Raw genomic sequence first — 15,379 nt, forward strand, 5'->3', positions numbered from 1 at the left:
AGAGAAGATTTGTTCGAACTTCATGAGCCCAAAAGGTTTGTGATTTGTCGCGGGAGACGCTCAATCTCCCGCATATGATGGGCTTGCCTAACCGCACCCTCGAACCGATCTCGAGAAGCTGGTCTTTTTGTGCCAATGACATCGGGCTAAATCCCGCACAGGATTTGGCCCAGGCGACGATCCCTTCGGGATTGCGCGGACGCTGATCCTGGAAGGGGTTGGCTGAAGCGACAATTCCTTCGGAATTGCGCGGGTGGGCATTGGCAATGAGAACGATCAAGTGTCTTAAGGGCAATTGGTGGATGCCTTGGCATGCACAGGCGATGAAGGACGTGATACGCTGCGATAAGCTACGGGGAGGTGCGAATACCCTTTGATCCGTAGATTTCCGAATGGGGAAACCCACCTAAGGTACTTGGAAAATCAGAGCAGCCGGAAGGTCGCAAGGCCGACTTGCTGCTGTGGTTTCCAAGTATCGATAATAGGTAACTTACCCTGAATACATAGGGGTAAAGTGGCGAACGCGGGGAACTGAAACATCTAAGTACCCGTAGGAAAGGACATCAACCGAGACTCCGGAAGTAGTGGCGAGCGAACCCGGACCAGGCCAGTGGCGATTGAGAGACAAGCGGAACCTTCTGGAAAGTAGGGCCATAGTGGGTGACAGCCCCGTACGCGTAATGCGATCAATCGTCCTCGAGTAAGGCGGGACACGTGAAATCCTGTCTGAAATTGGGGGGACCACCCTCCAAGCCTAAGTACTCGTGCATGACCGATAGCGAACTAGTACCGTGAGGGAAAGGTGAAAAGCACCCCGACAAGGGGAGTGAAAGAGTACCTGAAACCGATTGCCTACAAACAGTGGAAGCCCAAGGTTCGTCCTGGGTGACCACGTACCTTTTGTATAATGGGTCAGCGACTTAGTGTGACGAGCAAGCTTAAACCGCTAGGTGTAGGCGCAGCGAAAGCGAGTCTGAACAGGGCGTTCAGTTCGTCGCATTAGACCCGAAACCGAGTGATCTAGCCATGAGCAGGTTGAAGGTAAGGTAACACTTACTGGAGGACCGAACCCATAACTGTTGCAATAGTTCGGGATGACTTGTGGCTAGGGGTGAAAGGCCAATCAAACTCGGAAATAGCTGGTTCTCCGCGAAATCTATTTAGGTAGAGCGTCGACCGAATACCCCAGGGGGTAGAGCACTGGATGGGCTAGGGGTCCTCACCGGATTACCAAACCTAACCAAACTCCGAATACCTGGGAGTACTAGTCGGCAGACACACGGCGGGTGCTAACGTCCGTCGTGAAAAGGGAAACAACCCTGACCTACAGCTAAGGTCCCCAAGTTATGGCTAAGTGGGAAAGGATGTGAGGATCCCAAAACAACCAGGATGTTGGCTTAGAAGCAGCCATCATTTAAAGAAAGCGTAACAGCTCACTGGTCTAAATAAGGGTCTTTGCGCCGAAAATGTAACGGGGCTAAAGCCATACACCGAAGCTTAGGGTTTGGTCCGCAAGGGCCAAGCGGTAGCGGAGCGTTCTGTAAGCTGATGAAGCCATACCCGTGAGGGGTGGTGGAGGTATCAGAAGTGCGAATGCTGACATGAGTAACGTAAGGGGAGTGAGAGACTCCCCCGCCGAAAGACCAAGGGTTCCTGCTTAAAGCTAATCTGAGCAGGGTTAGCCGGCCCCTAAGACGAGGCGGAAACGCGTAGTCGATGGGAACCACGTTAATATTCGTGGGCTTGGAGGTAGTGACGGATCATTGAGGTAGTCCAATCTTATCGGATTGAACGGGCTGCTGCGTGGTTCCAGGAAATAGCTCCTCCTTATAAACCGTACCCGAAACCGACACTGGTGGTCTGGTAGAGTATACCAAGGCGCTTGAGAGAACTATGCTGAAGGAACTCGGCAAATTGCACGCGTAACTTCGGAAGAAGCGTGACCCTTTTCTACGCAAGTAGAGGAGGGTGGCACAGACCAGGGGGTAGCGACTGTTTATCAAAAACACAGGGCTCTGCGAAGTCGCAAGACGACGTATAGGGTCTGACGCCTGCCCGGTGCTGGAAGGTTAAGAGGAGGGGTGCAAGCTCTGAATCGAAGCCCCAGTAAACGGCGGCCGTAACTATAACGGTCCTAAGGTAGCGAAATTCCTTGTCGGGTAAGTTCCGACCTGCACGAATGGCGTAACGACTTCCCCGCTGTCTCCAGCATAGACTCAGTGAAATTGAATTCCCCGTGAAGATGCGGGGTTCCTGCGGTTAGACGGAAAGACCCCGTGCACCTTTACTATAGCTTTACATTGGCATTCGTAGTGGCATGTGTAGGATAGGTGGTAGGCTTTGAAGCCTGGGCGCCAGCTCAGGTGGAGCCACCCTTGAAATACCACCCTTATTACTATGGATGTCTAACCGCGGCCCGTTATCCGGGTCCGGGACAATGTATGGTGGGTAGTTTGACTGGGGCGGTCGCCTCCTAAAGAGTAACGGAGGCGCGCGATGGTGGGCTCAGAACGGTCGGAAATCGTTCGCTGAGTGCAATGGCATAAGCCTGCCTGACTGCGAGACTGACAAGTCGAGCAGAGACGAAAGTCGGTCATAGTGATCCGGTGGTCCCGCGTGGAAGGGCCATCGCTCAACGGATAAAAGGTACGCCGGGGATAACAGGCTGATGACCCCCAAGAGTCCATATCGACGGGGTTGTTTGGCACCTCGATGTCGACTCATCGCATCCTGGGGCTGGAGCAGGTCCCAAGGGTATGGCTGTTCGCCATTTAAAGCGGTACGTGAGTTGGGTTCAGAACGTCGTGAGACAGTTCGGTCCCTATCTGCCGTGGGTGTAGGAATATTGAAAGGATCTGTCCCTAGTACGAGAGGACCGGGATGGACGGATCTCTGGTGGACCTGTTGTGGCGCCAGCCGCATAGCAGGGTAGCTATATCCGGACGGGATAACCGCTGAAGGCATCTAAGCGGGAAACCCACCTTAAAACGAGTATTCCCTGAGAACCGTGGAAGACGACCACGTTGATAGGCCGGGTGTGGAAGAGCGGCAACGCTTGAAGCTTACCGGTACTAATAGTTCGATCGGCTTGATCGTTCTCATTCCTTATGCCCATTTGACGAAGTCAAATGGTCTGTTCTCACTCACGCTCGTTCCGCCCTGCGGGCGGCGCTACGTGAGTGCGGCGCATCAGCGCCGGCGGTCGGTCGACCTTGCGAAGCATCGCTTCGAAAGGCGCCAGGACCCAAAGAACTGTGAAGGCACAAAAAAGACCAGCGAACAGCTCAGAGAAAGCAGCAAATAGGATCCCTATTCGCTACTCACTATTGGCTATTCGCTAAAAAACAGCTTCTCGAACAACGTGCGTTTTGCCGACCTGGTGGTTATGGCGGAGCGGCTGCACCCGATCCCATTCCGAACTCGGCCGTGAAACGCTCCAGCGCTGATGGTACTTCGTCTCAAGACGCGGGAGAGTAGGTCGCTGCCAGGTCTGCTAAACGCACGTTGATCTCACATCCAAATCGGATGTGAGAGAAATCTTCTCTTTATGATTAGGCCCGCCAACGGGAACCCGGGCCGCGAAAGCGGCCCTTTCATTTGGTGAGCCATATACCTATCTGTAGGCCATCCTGTTCGTAGGCCTGCGCATACTTCCAAACCTCGACGCGGGGTGGAGCAGCCCGGTAGCTCGTCAGGCTCATAACCTGAAGGTCACAGGTTCAAATCCTGTCCCCGCAACCACACTTCAAACGCAAACGGCCCGCTCAACGCGGGCTGTCTGCGTTTTGAAGCCGCGCAGGCCAGGGCACCTCGACATCAAAAGCCCGTTGACGTGCTCCCCCTGAATATCCTGCAGGAGGCCCGCTAAAGGCCTCACGCCATGGCGACGCCGCGTGATCGCTTTCTCTCGGCCGCCGCGAGAAGATCGACGAAGGCGCGCACCTTGGCAGGCCGGAACCGGGCCGGTGGAAAGACGGCGTGGATGCCGCCTGTCGGTAAGCTCCAGTCGGCAAACACCGGCACCAGCCGCCCCTCGGCGATATCGTCGTTGACGCTGTAATCCGGAAATATGCCGAGCCCGATGCCGGCCAGCACGCAAGCCAGGGCAGCGGGGCTCTTGTCGCACATGATGATCGGATTGAGTTCGGTCAGCACCGTTTCAGCATCCCTGGAAAACAGCCATTGGCCGATGCCGCGCAACTGGGCGTTGCCGACCCAGGCCAGCGATCTTGACTGGCGCGGCGTCACGTCGGGCGGCATGCGCGCCGCGAAACCAGGGCTTGCCACTACGGTCTGCCGTATCGTGCCCAGGCGCCGCGCCTGGTTCGAGGAATCGGTAAGCCAGCCGACGCGAATGCCGAGATCGATCTGCTCGTCCACCAGATTGCTCACCGCGTCGTCGAAGATCGCATCGACGCGCATATGCGGAAAGGCCCTGAGATAGGCCGCCATGACCGGGGCCACCATCTTGGCACCGTAATCGAGCGGCGCGGTCAGCCTCAGCGTTCCGCTCGGTTCGATCGCCCCTTGCGAGATTTCGCCATAGGCCGCCTCTGCTTCCCTCAGGATAATCATCGCGCGGTCATAGAACAGGCGGCCTTCTTCTGTCGGCGTGACACGCCGTGTCGTGCGCTGCAGCAGCGTTGCGCCCAATTCCTCCTCGAGCTTGCCGATCTGGTGGCTGACCACGGCCTTGGCGACGCCAAGCCGGTCGGCCGCCGCGGTGAACGAACCGGTTTCCATCACCGTGGTGAAGTAGGCGAGCCGATTGAGGTTCAGAAGTTCGGCCAAGGCGGCAGTCTTTGTATGATTGGATCAGACAGTTTGTATTATTGAGCGCTATTTTTCGCAAGACCTTCGTCTGCCACATGTGAGCCAAGGGGCATTCGCCCGCAGCCGGACCGAGGATGGCGATCATGAGCAATTCAGAAGTGACCTATCTGTTCGATCCGCTTTGCGGTTGGTGCTATGGCGCCACCCCGATGCTGGACAGATTGTCTGCCAGCGGCGTGCGCGTCGAGCTGCTGCCGACCGGCCTGTTCTCCGGCGCCGGCGCGCGTCCGATGGATGAAGGTTTTGCCGCCCATGCCTGGGCGAACGATCAGCGCATCGAGCGCCTGACCGGACAATTGTTCACGCAGGCCTATCGGCACAATGTCCTCGATATCAGCGGCACGCTGCTGGACTCTCATGCCGCCACGCTCGGCATCAGCGCCGCCGGCCTGGAAAATCCCAGCCGCCGGCTTGCCGCGCTGAAGACGATCCAGCGGGCGCGCTATGTCGACGGCAGCGATGTCGTGACGACCAGCGGTGTGGCCGAAGTGCTCGCCGCCGCCGGCATGGCGGACGCCGCTGAGATGCTCAAGGCGCCGACCGAAACATTGCTGACGACCCACCGCGAGCTGGTCGGCCGAGGCCGCTCGTTGTTCCAGGGCCTGCATGCCGATGGCGTGCCTTCCCTCGTGGTCATCCGCAACGATGCGCCCCGGCTCATCGGTTCGAATGCACTGTTCGGCAGCTTCGACAATCTCGTCGCCCATATCGCGGCGGCCTGATCCCCAGAAAACCCTCAACAAGGAAACTGAAAAGACATGGCAAAAGTCGCTCTCATTGGTGCATCGGGCGCAGTCGGTTCGCGCCTTCTCAAAGAACTCTCCGATCGCGGCCACACCGTCACCGGCATTGCGCGCAACCCGGAAAAGATCGCCGCACTCCCAGGCGTGATCGCCAGGAAAGGCGATGTCTTCGATAAGGAAGGTCTCGCTGACCTGATCCGCGGCCATGATGTGGCGATCAGTTCGGTGCATTTTCTCGACAGCGACGCCGACACGCTGATTGCGGCGGTGCGTGCCTCGGGAGTGAAGCGCTATCTCATCGTCGGCGGCGCTGGCAGTCTCGAAGTCGCGCCCGGCAAGCGGCTGGTCGACACCCCCGAATTCCCGGCGATCTATAAGGCCGAAGCGCAGAAGGGCGCCGACTTCCTGGACAGATTGAAGACGGTCGGCGACCTCGATTGGACGTTCCTGTCGCCATCCGCCATGTTCGTCCCGGGCGAGCGCACCGGCACATTCCGCCTCGGCAAGGACACGCTTCTCGCCTCCGACAAGGGCAGCAGTATTTCGTTCGAGGACTATGCCATCGCCGTGGTCGACGAGATCGAGAAGCCGGCCCATATCAGGCAGCGCTTCACCGTCGGCTATTGATCGAACGGGTAGCGGCCGCCGAGTCTCAATCGAGGCCGGTCGACGCCAGCCGCGTAAGCGCTTCGCGCACGCCGACGCGCCGGTAACTTTCCGTATGACAAGACCGTCCTATCTCGGTTCCTCGCGGCGGCGTTCGACAAAGCGCGTTCCCCACTGATCAGGTCGGGTTCGCGCTTGCGCAGTCATCCCTGATAGGACGGATCGACCTCCTTGACCGGCTTGGCCGCCGTCGAAATCGAAGCCGGCCGGCTGTCGGTGTAGCGGGCCTACTGAGCTATCCGGCATCCCTGTCTGTCAGCGCGATATGACAGCAGCCGGAGCCGTGGCCCGGTGTCCAGGTGACATTGTCAAAACGAACGCCGGTCGCCTCGAACAGGCCGCGGTCGAAGGCGCCGGCTATGCGACAGAGCGTGGCAAGCCTTTGGTCACCAACCCCGGCTTCGACCCAGGCATCCTTCAGCGGGCAGCGTTTCACCTTGAAGGCGATGCGATCATCGCTGCGTTCGACATCGGTCGGATACATGCGGCCGCCATCCGGGCTGACGGCCAGGAAGGCTTCGCCGATCGCACGTGCGTCATTGGGGCCGAAGCCGGCGAAGGCGGCTGCCGCCACTTCCTTGCCGCGTTGTTCGATGGCGCGGATCATGATCGCTTCGGCTTTGTCGGCGCCCAGTTCTCCACTCAGCTCGTCGAGCAACAGCCGATAGAGATCGGCTCGGTTGCGAAAAGCGGAATCGAGTTCGCGCGACAGTTTCTCGGCTCTGGCTTCGGGGTTGGTCATGATGCGTCCTGTCGAATGATACGGTTGAGTCTTGGCACCGCGGCCACCAGCGCCTTGCCGATGGCCGATTGCGCCGCATCGATGACGCTTCGGGCATCGCCGCTCTCGGCAACCTGGCCGGCGTCGAGAAGGACGATGCGGTGGGCGATCGCTCTGATGACGCCGAGATCATGTGAAATGAAGAGATAAGCAATCCGTTCCTGCCGTTGCAGGTCCAGCAGCAGGTCGAGGATCTGTCCGCGCACCGAAACGTCGAGCGCCGACACCGCCTCGTCGAGCACGATCAGCGACGGCTTCGTCGCGATCGCGCGCGCAATGGCTACGCGCTGCCGTTGGCCACCGGAGATCTCATGGATGGCGCGTGTGGCGAGGCCGGCGGTCAGCCCGACACGCTCCAGCAATTCGGCAACGCGGCGCGGGCGTTCGGGGCGTGAGGCGATGCGATGGATGCGCAAGGGATCGTCGAGCACACGCGCCACTGTGGCGCGCGGATTGAAGGCGGCCAACGGGTCCTGGAACACCATTTGCAGGCGTGCGCGACGCACTCGCAGCGCAGCCCCGCTCAAAGCCAGGAAATCACCGCGTTCAAATTCGATGCGCCCAGCGTCTGGCTCGATCAATCGCAGCACCAGCCGCGCGATCGTCGACTTGCCGCTGCCGGAAGGCCCGGCCAGTGCCACTGTCTCGCCGGAGTCGATGTGAAAGGTGACATCGTCGACGGCAGCGATGGTCTTTTCACCGCGACGGTAGCGTTTGGTGAGGTTGGACACCGTCAGCAGGCTCATGTCTGGAGCTCGGCTCGGTTCAGCAATGGCTTGGCGTCGAGCCCGATATGGGCGTCGAGCAGCGCGCGCGTGTAGGCTTGGCTAGGTGCATTGATAATCTGCGCCGTCGTGCCAAGCTCGACCAACCGGCCATGCCGGAAAACGGCGATGCGCTCCGCAAGCTCGGCCGCGAGCGCGATGTCATGGCTGATGAACAGCAGCGTCATGCCGTCCTCGGCCACCAGGCGCCGGATCAAAGCGACGATCTCCGCCTGTACGATGGTGTCGAGCGCGCTTGTCGCCTCGTCGGCGATCAGCAATTTCGGTCCGGCCGCAATGGCGGCGGCGATCGCGACACGCTGCTTCTGGCCACCCGAAAGCTGATGCGGGAAGGCTTGCAAGGCTGAGTCCGGGTCCGGCAGGCGGACGCGTTCGAGCAGGTGTCTTGCCTTCGCGTAGGCCTGTAGCCATGTGTGGCCGAGATGGGTGCGCGCGACCTCGGCGATTTGTTTGCCGATGGTCATCACAGGGTCGAGGCTGGCGGACGGGTCCTGGAAGACGAAGCCGATGTCGCGACCGGGGAGGGGTATGTAGCTCTGTTTGAAGGGAGACTTTCGGACTTCGCGCCCTACGAGGCCCCCCTCTGTCCTGCCGGACATCTCCCCCTCAAGGGGGGAGATTGGCAGTTCCACTATCGGCTCCTCCCCTGCTGCCAGCGCAATTGGCGAAAGCGGAGATGAGGGCGCAATCTCCCCCCTTGAGGGGGAGATGTCCGGCAGGACAGAGGGGGGTGCCTTGGCACCAGCGGATGGCGACGATGGCAAAAACCAATCGATGCGGCCTCCAATCCTGGCGCTTGCCGGCAACAGCCCCGCAATGCCCAGTGCCAGCGTGCTCTTGCCCGAGCCGCTTTCGCCGATGATGGCGAGGCGTTCGCCAGCGGCGATGTCGAGGCTGATACTCTTCAGCGCCGCCACCTCGCTGCCGTCTCGGCGGTAGGTCACCGTGAGGTCGCGGATCGTAGCCAGAGCGGTCACGAAAGGCCTCTCCTGACTGCTGTCGTCTCGACGATGCCTTCACCGGCGAGATAGACGCCGAGCACGGTCAGAACCAATGCTATGCCTGGGACGATCGACAGGAAGGGCGCGGTGCGCAGCACGGCGCGGCCTTCCGATATCATGCCGCCCCAGGTGACCCGGTTGGGGTCGCCCAGACCGAGGAAGGACAAGGCCGCTTCGGTGAGGATGGCGGCGGCGACGATCACCGACGACATCGCCAGCACCGGGGGCAAGGCATTGGGCAACACCTCGCGAAAGGCGATCGCCATAGGGTGCATGCCGATGACCCTCGCCCCGGCGACGTAGTCGCGTTCACGAATGGAGAGGACTTCCGCGCGGGCAACTCTGGCCGGTCCGGTCCAGGTGCCGAGCGCGATGGCAATCACGACGACGCCGAGGGAAGGCCCGACGACGCTGACGAAGGCCAGCGCCAACAGGAAACTCGGCACGGTCTGGAAGGCATCGGTGATGCGCATCAGCACCTCGTCGACGAGGCCGCCGGCAAAGCCGGCCAGCGTGCCGATCACCGCGCCGACGACAAGTGCAGCCGCCGCTGCCGCGAGCCCGACGGCCAGCGATGTGCGGGCGCCATGAAAGAGCTCGGCCAGCACGTTGCGGCCGAGCCGGTCGGTGCCGAGCGGCAGCGACCAGTCCTGGAACGGCGGCAGCAGCGCCGGGCCGGCGATGGCCTGCGGATCGCCAGGGAACAGCAGCGACGCCGACAGCGCCATGGCTATCAGCGCCGCCAGCAGGATGACGCCGGCAACCGCCTCAGGCGTGCGCAGAAACCTGCGGAGCGAACTCATATGCCGGTCTCGCTGGCGCCGACGCGCGGATCGAGGAAGGCATAGGCGATGTCGACGAGGAGGTTGATGACGATGACCAGGACGGCGCTGGTGAGGATAATGCCGAGCAGAAGCGGCGTGTCGCGGGAGGCGACCGCCTCTTGCGCCAGCCGGCCGAGGCCGGGCACGGAAAAGACGCTCTCGATGACGACGCTGCCGCCGAGCATCTGCGCCGATTGCAGGCCGAGCATAGTGACCAGCGGCAGTAGTGCGTTGCGGGCGACGTGGGCGAGAACGATGCGCCGGCGGGATAGCCCCTTGGCGCGGGCGGCCAAGACGAAATCCTGCCGCCAGACCTCGGCCATGCCGGCGCGCATCATGCGCAGATAAAGCGCCAGATAGATGAAGCCGAGGGCAGAAACCGGCAAGACGAGATGGATAGCGATGTCGGCTGCACGGTCGAGCCCCGTCTTGTCCGAGGCCAGGGTTTCGATGCCGCCGATCGGCAGCCAGCGCAGGTCGACGGCAAAGACGACACTCAGCACCAGGCCGAGCCAGAAACCCGGTACGGCATAGAGCGCCAGCGAGCCGATCGACAGGAAGCGATCGCGGAAACCGCCTGGCCTCGCGCCGGCATAGATGCCGAGTGCCGAGCCCAGCCCGAAGGAAAGTGCGGTGGCGCTGACCATCAGCAGCAAGGTGTTGGGCAGGCGCTCCAGGATCACGTCGCGGATCGGCGCGGAGAAGGTCACCGATTGGCCAAGATCGAGATGCAGCAGCGCCCAGAGATAATTGGCCAGTCGCGTCAGTTCGGATTGGTCGAGGCCCCAGCGATGGCGCAGCAGTTCGATCATGCCGGCATCGCCGCCGGTCGAGACGATGTAGGCGTCGACCGCATCGCCGGGGGCCGCTTCGAGCAGCAGGAAGGTGCCGACGACGACGATCAGCAGCACGAAGATGCTGCCGACGAGGCGACGGCGGATGAGGGTGAGGGCGCGGGTCATGGTAAAGACTTAACGCCGGCCTGGCCGTTAGAGGTGTGGTGTCTAGGCACCCCCCTCTGTCCTGCCGGACATCTCCCCCGCAAGGGGGGAGATTGGATGTCGTTGCTGCTTCCGCCAATCTCCGATGCGGTGACGCGGAAAGGGGGGTGCGGTTGGTGACGCTGCTGATCTCCCCCCTTGCGGGGGAGATGTCCGGCAGGACAGAGGGGGGTGTGAAGGAACGCGGCCTTAGGCCATGTCTCGACACCGATTTCCTCGCGAACTCTCATCCGCGCAAATGTGTCACGATTCCAGATAAGTGTCCGCCCAGTTCGACACCGCCCAACGCGGGTTGTTGGCAATATTCCCAACGGTGTCGCGGGCGACGCTGATAAAACTCCATTCGGCGACGTTGATCAGCGGCAGGTCGGCAGCCACCTCTTTCTGGAACTCCTTGTAGAGGTCGGTGCGGGCAGTGGTGTCGAGCGTCTCGGATGCCTTGGCAATGAGGGCATCGAGCGCGTCGTTCTTGTAGCCGCCCTGGTTGGAGAACGGCACGCCGTCGGGAATACCGCTCTGCACCAGGATGGTGGTGGAGATCGCCGGATCGCCACGGAACACCGGCGGGCCGACGGCGAGGTCGAAGGCGTGATCTGTGTAGACGGCCTTGATGTGGCCGGCCGAGTCGTTGTTGACCAGCTCTGCGTCGATGCCGATGGCGGCCAGTGCCTGGCGCAGATAATCGCCGAACTGCTTGGTCTCGTTGAAATAGGGCGCCGGCAAAAGCTTCAGCGAGAAGCGCTTGCCGTCCGGGCCTTTCTTGTAGCCGGCCTCGTCGAGCAGCATGTTGGCCTTGGCGACGTCGAATGGATAGGTCGGCACGTCTGCGGTGTAGAACTGCGGATCGTTTTTCGGCACCGGACCGGTGGCGGTGGCGGCGTAACCGAGGAACACCGTCTTGACGACGAAATCCTTGTCGATGGCATGCGCGATCGCCTGGCGCACCTTGAGGTCGGCCAGTTCCTTGCGGCGATGGTTGATCTCGACCACGAGCTGGTAGGTCAGCCCTTCGTAACCTTTGGAGATCACCTTGAGGCCCGGCACCTTGGAGATGCGGTCGAGATCGGCCAGTGGTACGGCCGAGAAGGCTGCAAGCTGGATCTCTCCAGCCTCCAGCGCGCTCGCCGCGGACGTGCGATCCGGCAGCACTTGGTAGATGATCTCGTCGAGATAGGGCTCGTCCTTTTCCCAGTAATCCGCGTTCTTCGTCAGCCGGTAATATTGGCCGGCCTTGTACTCGCCGAACTTGAACGGCCCGGTGCCGATCGGCGCGTTGTTGGCCGGGTTGTCCTCGATCTTGCCGACCTCGTAGATGTGCTTCGGCACAACGCTGCTCAGCGCCGGCAGCGCGTTGCGGATCAGCTGGAACGGTGTCGGCTTGGCGAATTTGAACACGGCGGTGAGGTCGTCCGGCGTGTCGACGCTGGCCAGATCCTTGAACACGGTGCGGCCGAGGTTCTGCAGCGGCTTCCAGATCTGCAGCGCCGAGAAGGCAACGTCGGCCGAGGTGAACGGCTTGCCGTCATGCCATTTGACGCCGTCGCGCAGTTTGAACGTCGCCGAGAGCCCGTCGGCAGACCCTTCCCAGCTCAGCGCCAGCCGCGGCGCGAGCCCGTCCTTGCCGTCGAATGAGGCTTCGGCCAGCGTTTCGACGATCTTGCTGGAGATGAAGAAGGCGCCGTTGGAGGCGACGATCGCCGGGTTGAGGTTGCGCGGTTCGGAGTCGGCGGCAAGTACCAGCCGGCCACCCTTCTTCGGCGTCTGCGCCCAGCCTGATATCGGCATGGCAGTGGAGGCCAGCAGCATGGCCGAGCCGGCAAGCATGGTGCGTCTCGAAATCGTGAAACCTGACATGATCGAACTCCGTCCTCTCGGCGACCAAATCAGGTGCGCCAGTACCCCTCGCACGCTGACAAGCCCGCCAGCATCCGTGCGGTGGCGATTATGGGCCTTGCCGAGGGTTTCGCCAGAGACGGAATTGGCGCATCCTCGCTTGGCTTTGAAATTTTCATCCGCTGGACCAGTTTGGTGCAAGTGGCTCAATTCGCTCCATCTGGTAGGACCAGAACGATCTGATATGCGACCGATGATGGTATGGTGACATCGACGGTGCTGTTTTTGCCATTTCTGGCTGGACCAGAGTGGGCAGAATGGTGCAGATTTGATCCGAGGCCAAGGGATCGGGAGCGGAACAGTCCGGCGATCCCGGGCAATTCAGGGAGAGAGAGATGAACATTGCTCCGGGCAAGAATGCCGTCGGCACTGTCCCGTTCGACCAGGCGCGGGTCGACCGGCTGATGGAGGAGGCCGGCATCGATGTGCTGCTCGCCACCTCCAAGCACAACACGCAGTATCTGCTGGGCGGCTACAAGTTCATCTTCTTCGCCGCCATGGATGCGATCGGCCACAGCCGTTACCTGCCGATCGTCGTGTACGAAAAGGGCGGGCCGGAGCATGCCGCCTATATCGGCAATCGCATGGAGGGTGGCGAGCATCAGAACAGCCCGTTCTGGACGCCGACATTGCACGCCGCCTGCTGGGGCACGCTCGATGCCGCCAACCTCGCTGTCGAACATCTGCAGAAGATCGGTAAGGCCGGCGCCCGCATCGGCATCGAGCCAGGCTTCCTGCCGTCGGACGCCTACACGCTGATCCGCAAGGCGCTGCCGGACGCCAAGCTGATCGATGCGACGGAGATGCTGGAGCGCATGCGCGCCATCAAGACCGATGCCGAGCTGGAAAAGCTGCGCACGGCCTCCGAACTGATCACCGATTCCATGCTGGCGACGATCGCGTGGGCGCGCGAAGGCACGACCAAGAGCGAGATGATCGAGCGGCTGCGGCGCGAGGAAACCAATCGCGGTGCGCATTTCGAATATTGCCTGCTGACGCTGGGCTCCAGCCACAATCGCGCCGCCTCGCCGCAGGCTTGGAAGAAAGGCGAGGTGCTGTCGATCGATTCCGGCGGGAATTATCACGGCTATATCGGTGACCTCTGCCGCATGGGCATTCTGGGCGAACCGGATGCCGAGCTCGAGGATCTGCTGGCCGAGGTCGAGACGGTGCAGCAGGCAGCCTTCTCAAAGGTCAGAGCGGGCACGCTGGGCGGCGACATGATTTCGCATGCCGAGGGCGTGCTGAAGGGCTCCAAGGTCGCGGCCTACACGGATTTCTTCGCCCATGGCATGGGCCTGATCACGCATGAGGCCCCGTTCCTGATGACCAACCACCCGGTGACCTATGAGGGCACCTATGCGTCCAGGCCGCTGGAGAAGAACATGGTGCTGTCGGTCGAGACGACGATGCTCCATCCGACGCGCGGCTTCATCAAGCTGGAGGACACGTTGGCGGTCATCGACACTGGCTATGTCATTTTCGGCGACCGTGGCCGGGGTTGGAACAGGGGTGGCACCTTGTAGAGACGAAGGCTGGCGCCGCCCCCGGACACGCTATTTGCCGCCCGGCGGGATCAGCCTGAAATCCGGCAGTTCCCGCAAAACCAGTTCCGGGCCGGCCGGCGAGTAGACGACGAAAAGCTGCATCGGCCCGTCACCGGTATTGAGCGTCGAATGAAACCGGCTTTCCGGCACATAGATGGTGCAGCCGGGGCCAACCTTCTCGACCACCGGATTGCCCTTCTCGTCCTCGACCATCTGCTCGCCATGGCCTGAAATGACGAAGATGATTTCCTCGGCACCGGGATGATTGTGACGCGTGTGGCCCTTGCCGGAGGGCAAGTCGACGACGCCGCCGGAAAAGCGCGTTGCGCCATTGACCTCGGGCGCCACCGTCAACGACAATTTTCCCCAGTCGAAGCCGAAGGCGCTGACGTCCTTCGGGTAGACAAATACCTTGCTCTTGTCGGTCATCTCTCATCATCCCTTCTTTTTCTTTGCGGTCTTCTCGCCGCCAAGCGTCACGGCCTTGAAATCCGCCGTCTGTCTTGCGATCGCGGCTTCCGCCGGCAGCCGTTCCATCGAGCTTGCACCGTAGAAACCGTGCAGGCCCTTGCAGCGGTCGAGGATGTAGCGGGCGTCGTCCGGCATCGAGATCGGCCCGCCATGGCAAAGCAGGATGACATCCTTGCGCACCGAACGCGCGGCGCTGGCGATGGCGTCGATCTCGAGCACGCAGTCGTCGAGAGACTTGGCCGATGTGGCGCCGATCGAGCCGCCGGTGGTCACGCCCATGTGGGCGACGACGATGTCGGCTCCGGCCTTGGTCATCGCGCGGGCCTCGTCGGGATTGAAGACGTAGGGTGTAGTCAAGAGGTCGAGCTTGCGCGCCTCGGCGATCATGTCGACCTCGAGCCCGAAGCCCATGCCGGTCTCCTCGAAGCTTTGCCGCATCTGGCCGTCGAACAGGCCGATGGTGGGAAAGTTCTGCACGCCGGAAAAGCCCATGGTCTTCAGCTCGGCCAAGAGCAGCGGCATGATGACGAAGGGATCGGTGCCGTTGACGCCGGCCAGCACCGGCGTCTTCTTGACCACAGGCAAAACCTCGTAGGCCATTTCCTTGACGATCTCATTGGCATTGCCATAGGCGAGCAGGCCGGCGGCCGAGCCGCGGCCGGCCATGCGGTAGCGGCCGGAATTGTAGATGATGATGAGGTCGATGCCGCCAGCCTCCTCGGCCTTGGCCGACAGGCCGGTGCCGGCGCCGCCGCCGACGATCGGCACGCCCTTGTCGATCATTCCCCTGAATTTTTTCAATATGTCCTTGCGCGGTATGGCGGGCATCTTTTT

At 61.5% G+C, this 15,379-nt stretch carries 13 protein-coding genes, 1 tRNA gene and 2 rRNA genes (1 of these 16 running past the window's edge); 6 read left to right on the forward strand and 10 right to left on the reverse strand.

Annotation, left to right across the window (positions count from 1 at the left end):
- Positions 1 to 280, reverse strand: partial view of a hypothetical protein gene (locus tag NKJ89_RS18260; protein ID WP_352604444.1) — the 5' portion only. 62 nt of this gene lie to the left of the window's left edge; only the first 280 of its 342 coding nucleotides appear in the window; its start codon is at positions 278 to 280; the stop codon falls past the left edge of the window.
- On the opposite strand from NKJ89_RS18260, the gene NKJ89_RS18265 reads away from it, so the two are divergent.
- From NKJ89_RS18265 to NKJ89_RS18275, 3 genes are all read left to right on the forward strand, one after another.
- Positions 275 to 3,096, forward strand: a 23S ribosomal RNA gene (locus NKJ89_RS18265). The two genes, NKJ89_RS18260 and NKJ89_RS18265, sit on opposite strands and share 6 nt — an antisense overlap.
- A 279-nt stretch (positions 3,097 to 3,375) precedes the next feature.
- Positions 3,376 to 3,490: ribosomal RNA gene (rrf, locus tag NKJ89_RS18270) — 5S ribosomal RNA — on the forward strand.
- A 174-nt stretch (positions 3,491 to 3,664) separates the two neighbouring features.
- Positions 3,665 to 3,741: transfer RNA gene (locus NKJ89_RS18275), tRNA-Met, on the forward strand.
- A gap of 132 nt (positions 3,742 to 3,873) precedes the next feature.
- Here the strand turns inward: NKJ89_RS18275 and NKJ89_RS18280 are convergent.
- Entirely contained in the window at positions 3,874 to 4,791 is a 918-nt protein-coding gene (locus NKJ89_RS18280; protein ID WP_352604448.1) for a LysR family transcriptional regulator, read from the reverse strand.
- A gap of 125 nt (positions 4,792 to 4,916) precedes the next feature.
- Here NKJ89_RS18280 and NKJ89_RS18285 point away from each other — a divergent pair, with 125 nt between their 5' ends.
- Together NKJ89_RS18285 and NKJ89_RS18290 are read left to right on the forward strand one after the other, a co-directional pair.
- Positions 4,917 to 5,555 (forward strand): DsbA family protein, encoded by a 639-nt coding sequence (locus NKJ89_RS18285; protein WP_352604450.1) that lies wholly within the window; start codon positions 4,917 to 4,919, stop codon positions 5,553 to 5,555.
- 36 nt (positions 5,556 to 5,591) lie between these two features.
- Complete coding sequence (locus NKJ89_RS18290; protein ID WP_352604452.1) at positions 5,592 to 6,203, forward strand: NAD(P)-dependent oxidoreductase; 612 nt, start codon at positions 5,592 to 5,594, stop codon at positions 6,201 to 6,203.
- A 274-nt stretch (positions 6,204 to 6,477) separates the two neighbouring features.
- On the opposite strand, the gene NKJ89_RS18295 is transcribed toward NKJ89_RS18290, so the two are convergent.
- The 6 genes from NKJ89_RS18295 to NKJ89_RS18320 form a co-directional block, all read right to left on the reverse strand.
- Positions 6,478 to 6,984, reverse strand: coding sequence for an L-2-amino-thiazoline-4-carboxylic acid hydrolase (locus NKJ89_RS18295; RefSeq protein ID WP_352604454.1), 507 nt, complete (start codon positions 6,982 to 6,984; stop codon positions 6,478 to 6,480).
- A complete protein-coding gene (locus tag NKJ89_RS18300; RefSeq protein ID WP_352604456.1) occupies positions 6,981 to 7,769 on the reverse strand; it encodes an ATP-binding cassette domain-containing protein in 789 nt (262 codons plus the stop codon). Before NKJ89_RS18300 ends, NKJ89_RS18295 begins: the two co-directional genes overlap by 4 nt.
- A complete protein-coding gene (locus tag NKJ89_RS18305) occupies positions 7,766 to 8,785 on the reverse strand; it encodes an ABC transporter ATP-binding protein (RefSeq protein WP_352604458.1) in 1,020 nt (339 codons plus the stop codon). The genes NKJ89_RS18300 and NKJ89_RS18305 overlap by 4 nt, the downstream gene beginning before the upstream one ends.
- Positions 8,782 to 9,612: an ABC transporter permease gene (locus NKJ89_RS18310; RefSeq protein ID WP_352604460.1), complete on the reverse strand. Its 831-nt coding sequence runs from the start codon at positions 9,610 to 9,612 to the stop codon at positions 8,782 to 8,784. Before NKJ89_RS18310 ends, NKJ89_RS18305 begins: the two co-directional genes overlap by 4 nt.
- Positions 9,609 to 10,595 carry an ABC transporter permease gene (locus tag NKJ89_RS18315; RefSeq protein ID WP_352604462.1) on the reverse strand — a complete coding sequence of 329 codons (987 nt, stop codon included), beginning with the start codon at positions 10,593 to 10,595 and terminating at the stop codon, positions 9,609 to 9,611. Before NKJ89_RS18315 ends, NKJ89_RS18310 begins: the two co-directional genes overlap by 4 nt.
- A 282-nt stretch (positions 10,596 to 10,877) precedes the next feature.
- A complete protein-coding gene (locus NKJ89_RS18320) occupies positions 10,878 to 12,488 on the reverse strand; it encodes an ABC transporter substrate-binding protein (protein ID WP_352604464.1) in 1,611 nt (536 codons plus the stop codon).
- 374 nt (positions 12,489 to 12,862) lie between these two features.
- On the opposite strand from NKJ89_RS18320, the gene NKJ89_RS18325 reads away from it, so the two are divergent.
- Entirely contained in the window at positions 12,863 to 14,053 is a 1,191-nt protein-coding gene (locus tag NKJ89_RS18325) for a M24 family metallopeptidase (protein WP_352604465.1), read from the forward strand.
- 30 nt (positions 14,054 to 14,083) lie between these two features.
- Here the strand turns inward: NKJ89_RS18325 and NKJ89_RS18330 are convergent, their stop codons facing one another.
- Together NKJ89_RS18330 and NKJ89_RS18335 are read right to left on the reverse strand one after the other, a co-directional pair.
- The gene (locus NKJ89_RS18330) at positions 14,084 to 14,503 is read right to left on the reverse strand and encodes a cupin domain-containing protein (RefSeq protein WP_352604467.1); all 420 of its coding nucleotides are present in this window, start codon (positions 14,501 to 14,503) and stop codon (positions 14,084 to 14,086) included.
- Between the two features lie 6 nt (positions 14,504 to 14,509).
- Complete coding sequence (locus tag NKJ89_RS18335) at positions 14,510 to 15,373, reverse strand: phosphoenolpyruvate hydrolase family protein (RefSeq protein ID WP_352604469.1); 864 nt, start codon at positions 15,371 to 15,373, stop codon at positions 14,510 to 14,512.
- Positions 15,374 to 15,379 lie beyond the last annotated feature (6 nt).

The organism is Mesorhizobium sp. M0047 (genome assembly GCF_040323315.1).
Lineage (GTDB): Bacteria > Pseudomonadota > Alphaproteobacteria > Rhizobiales > Rhizobiaceae > Mesorhizobium.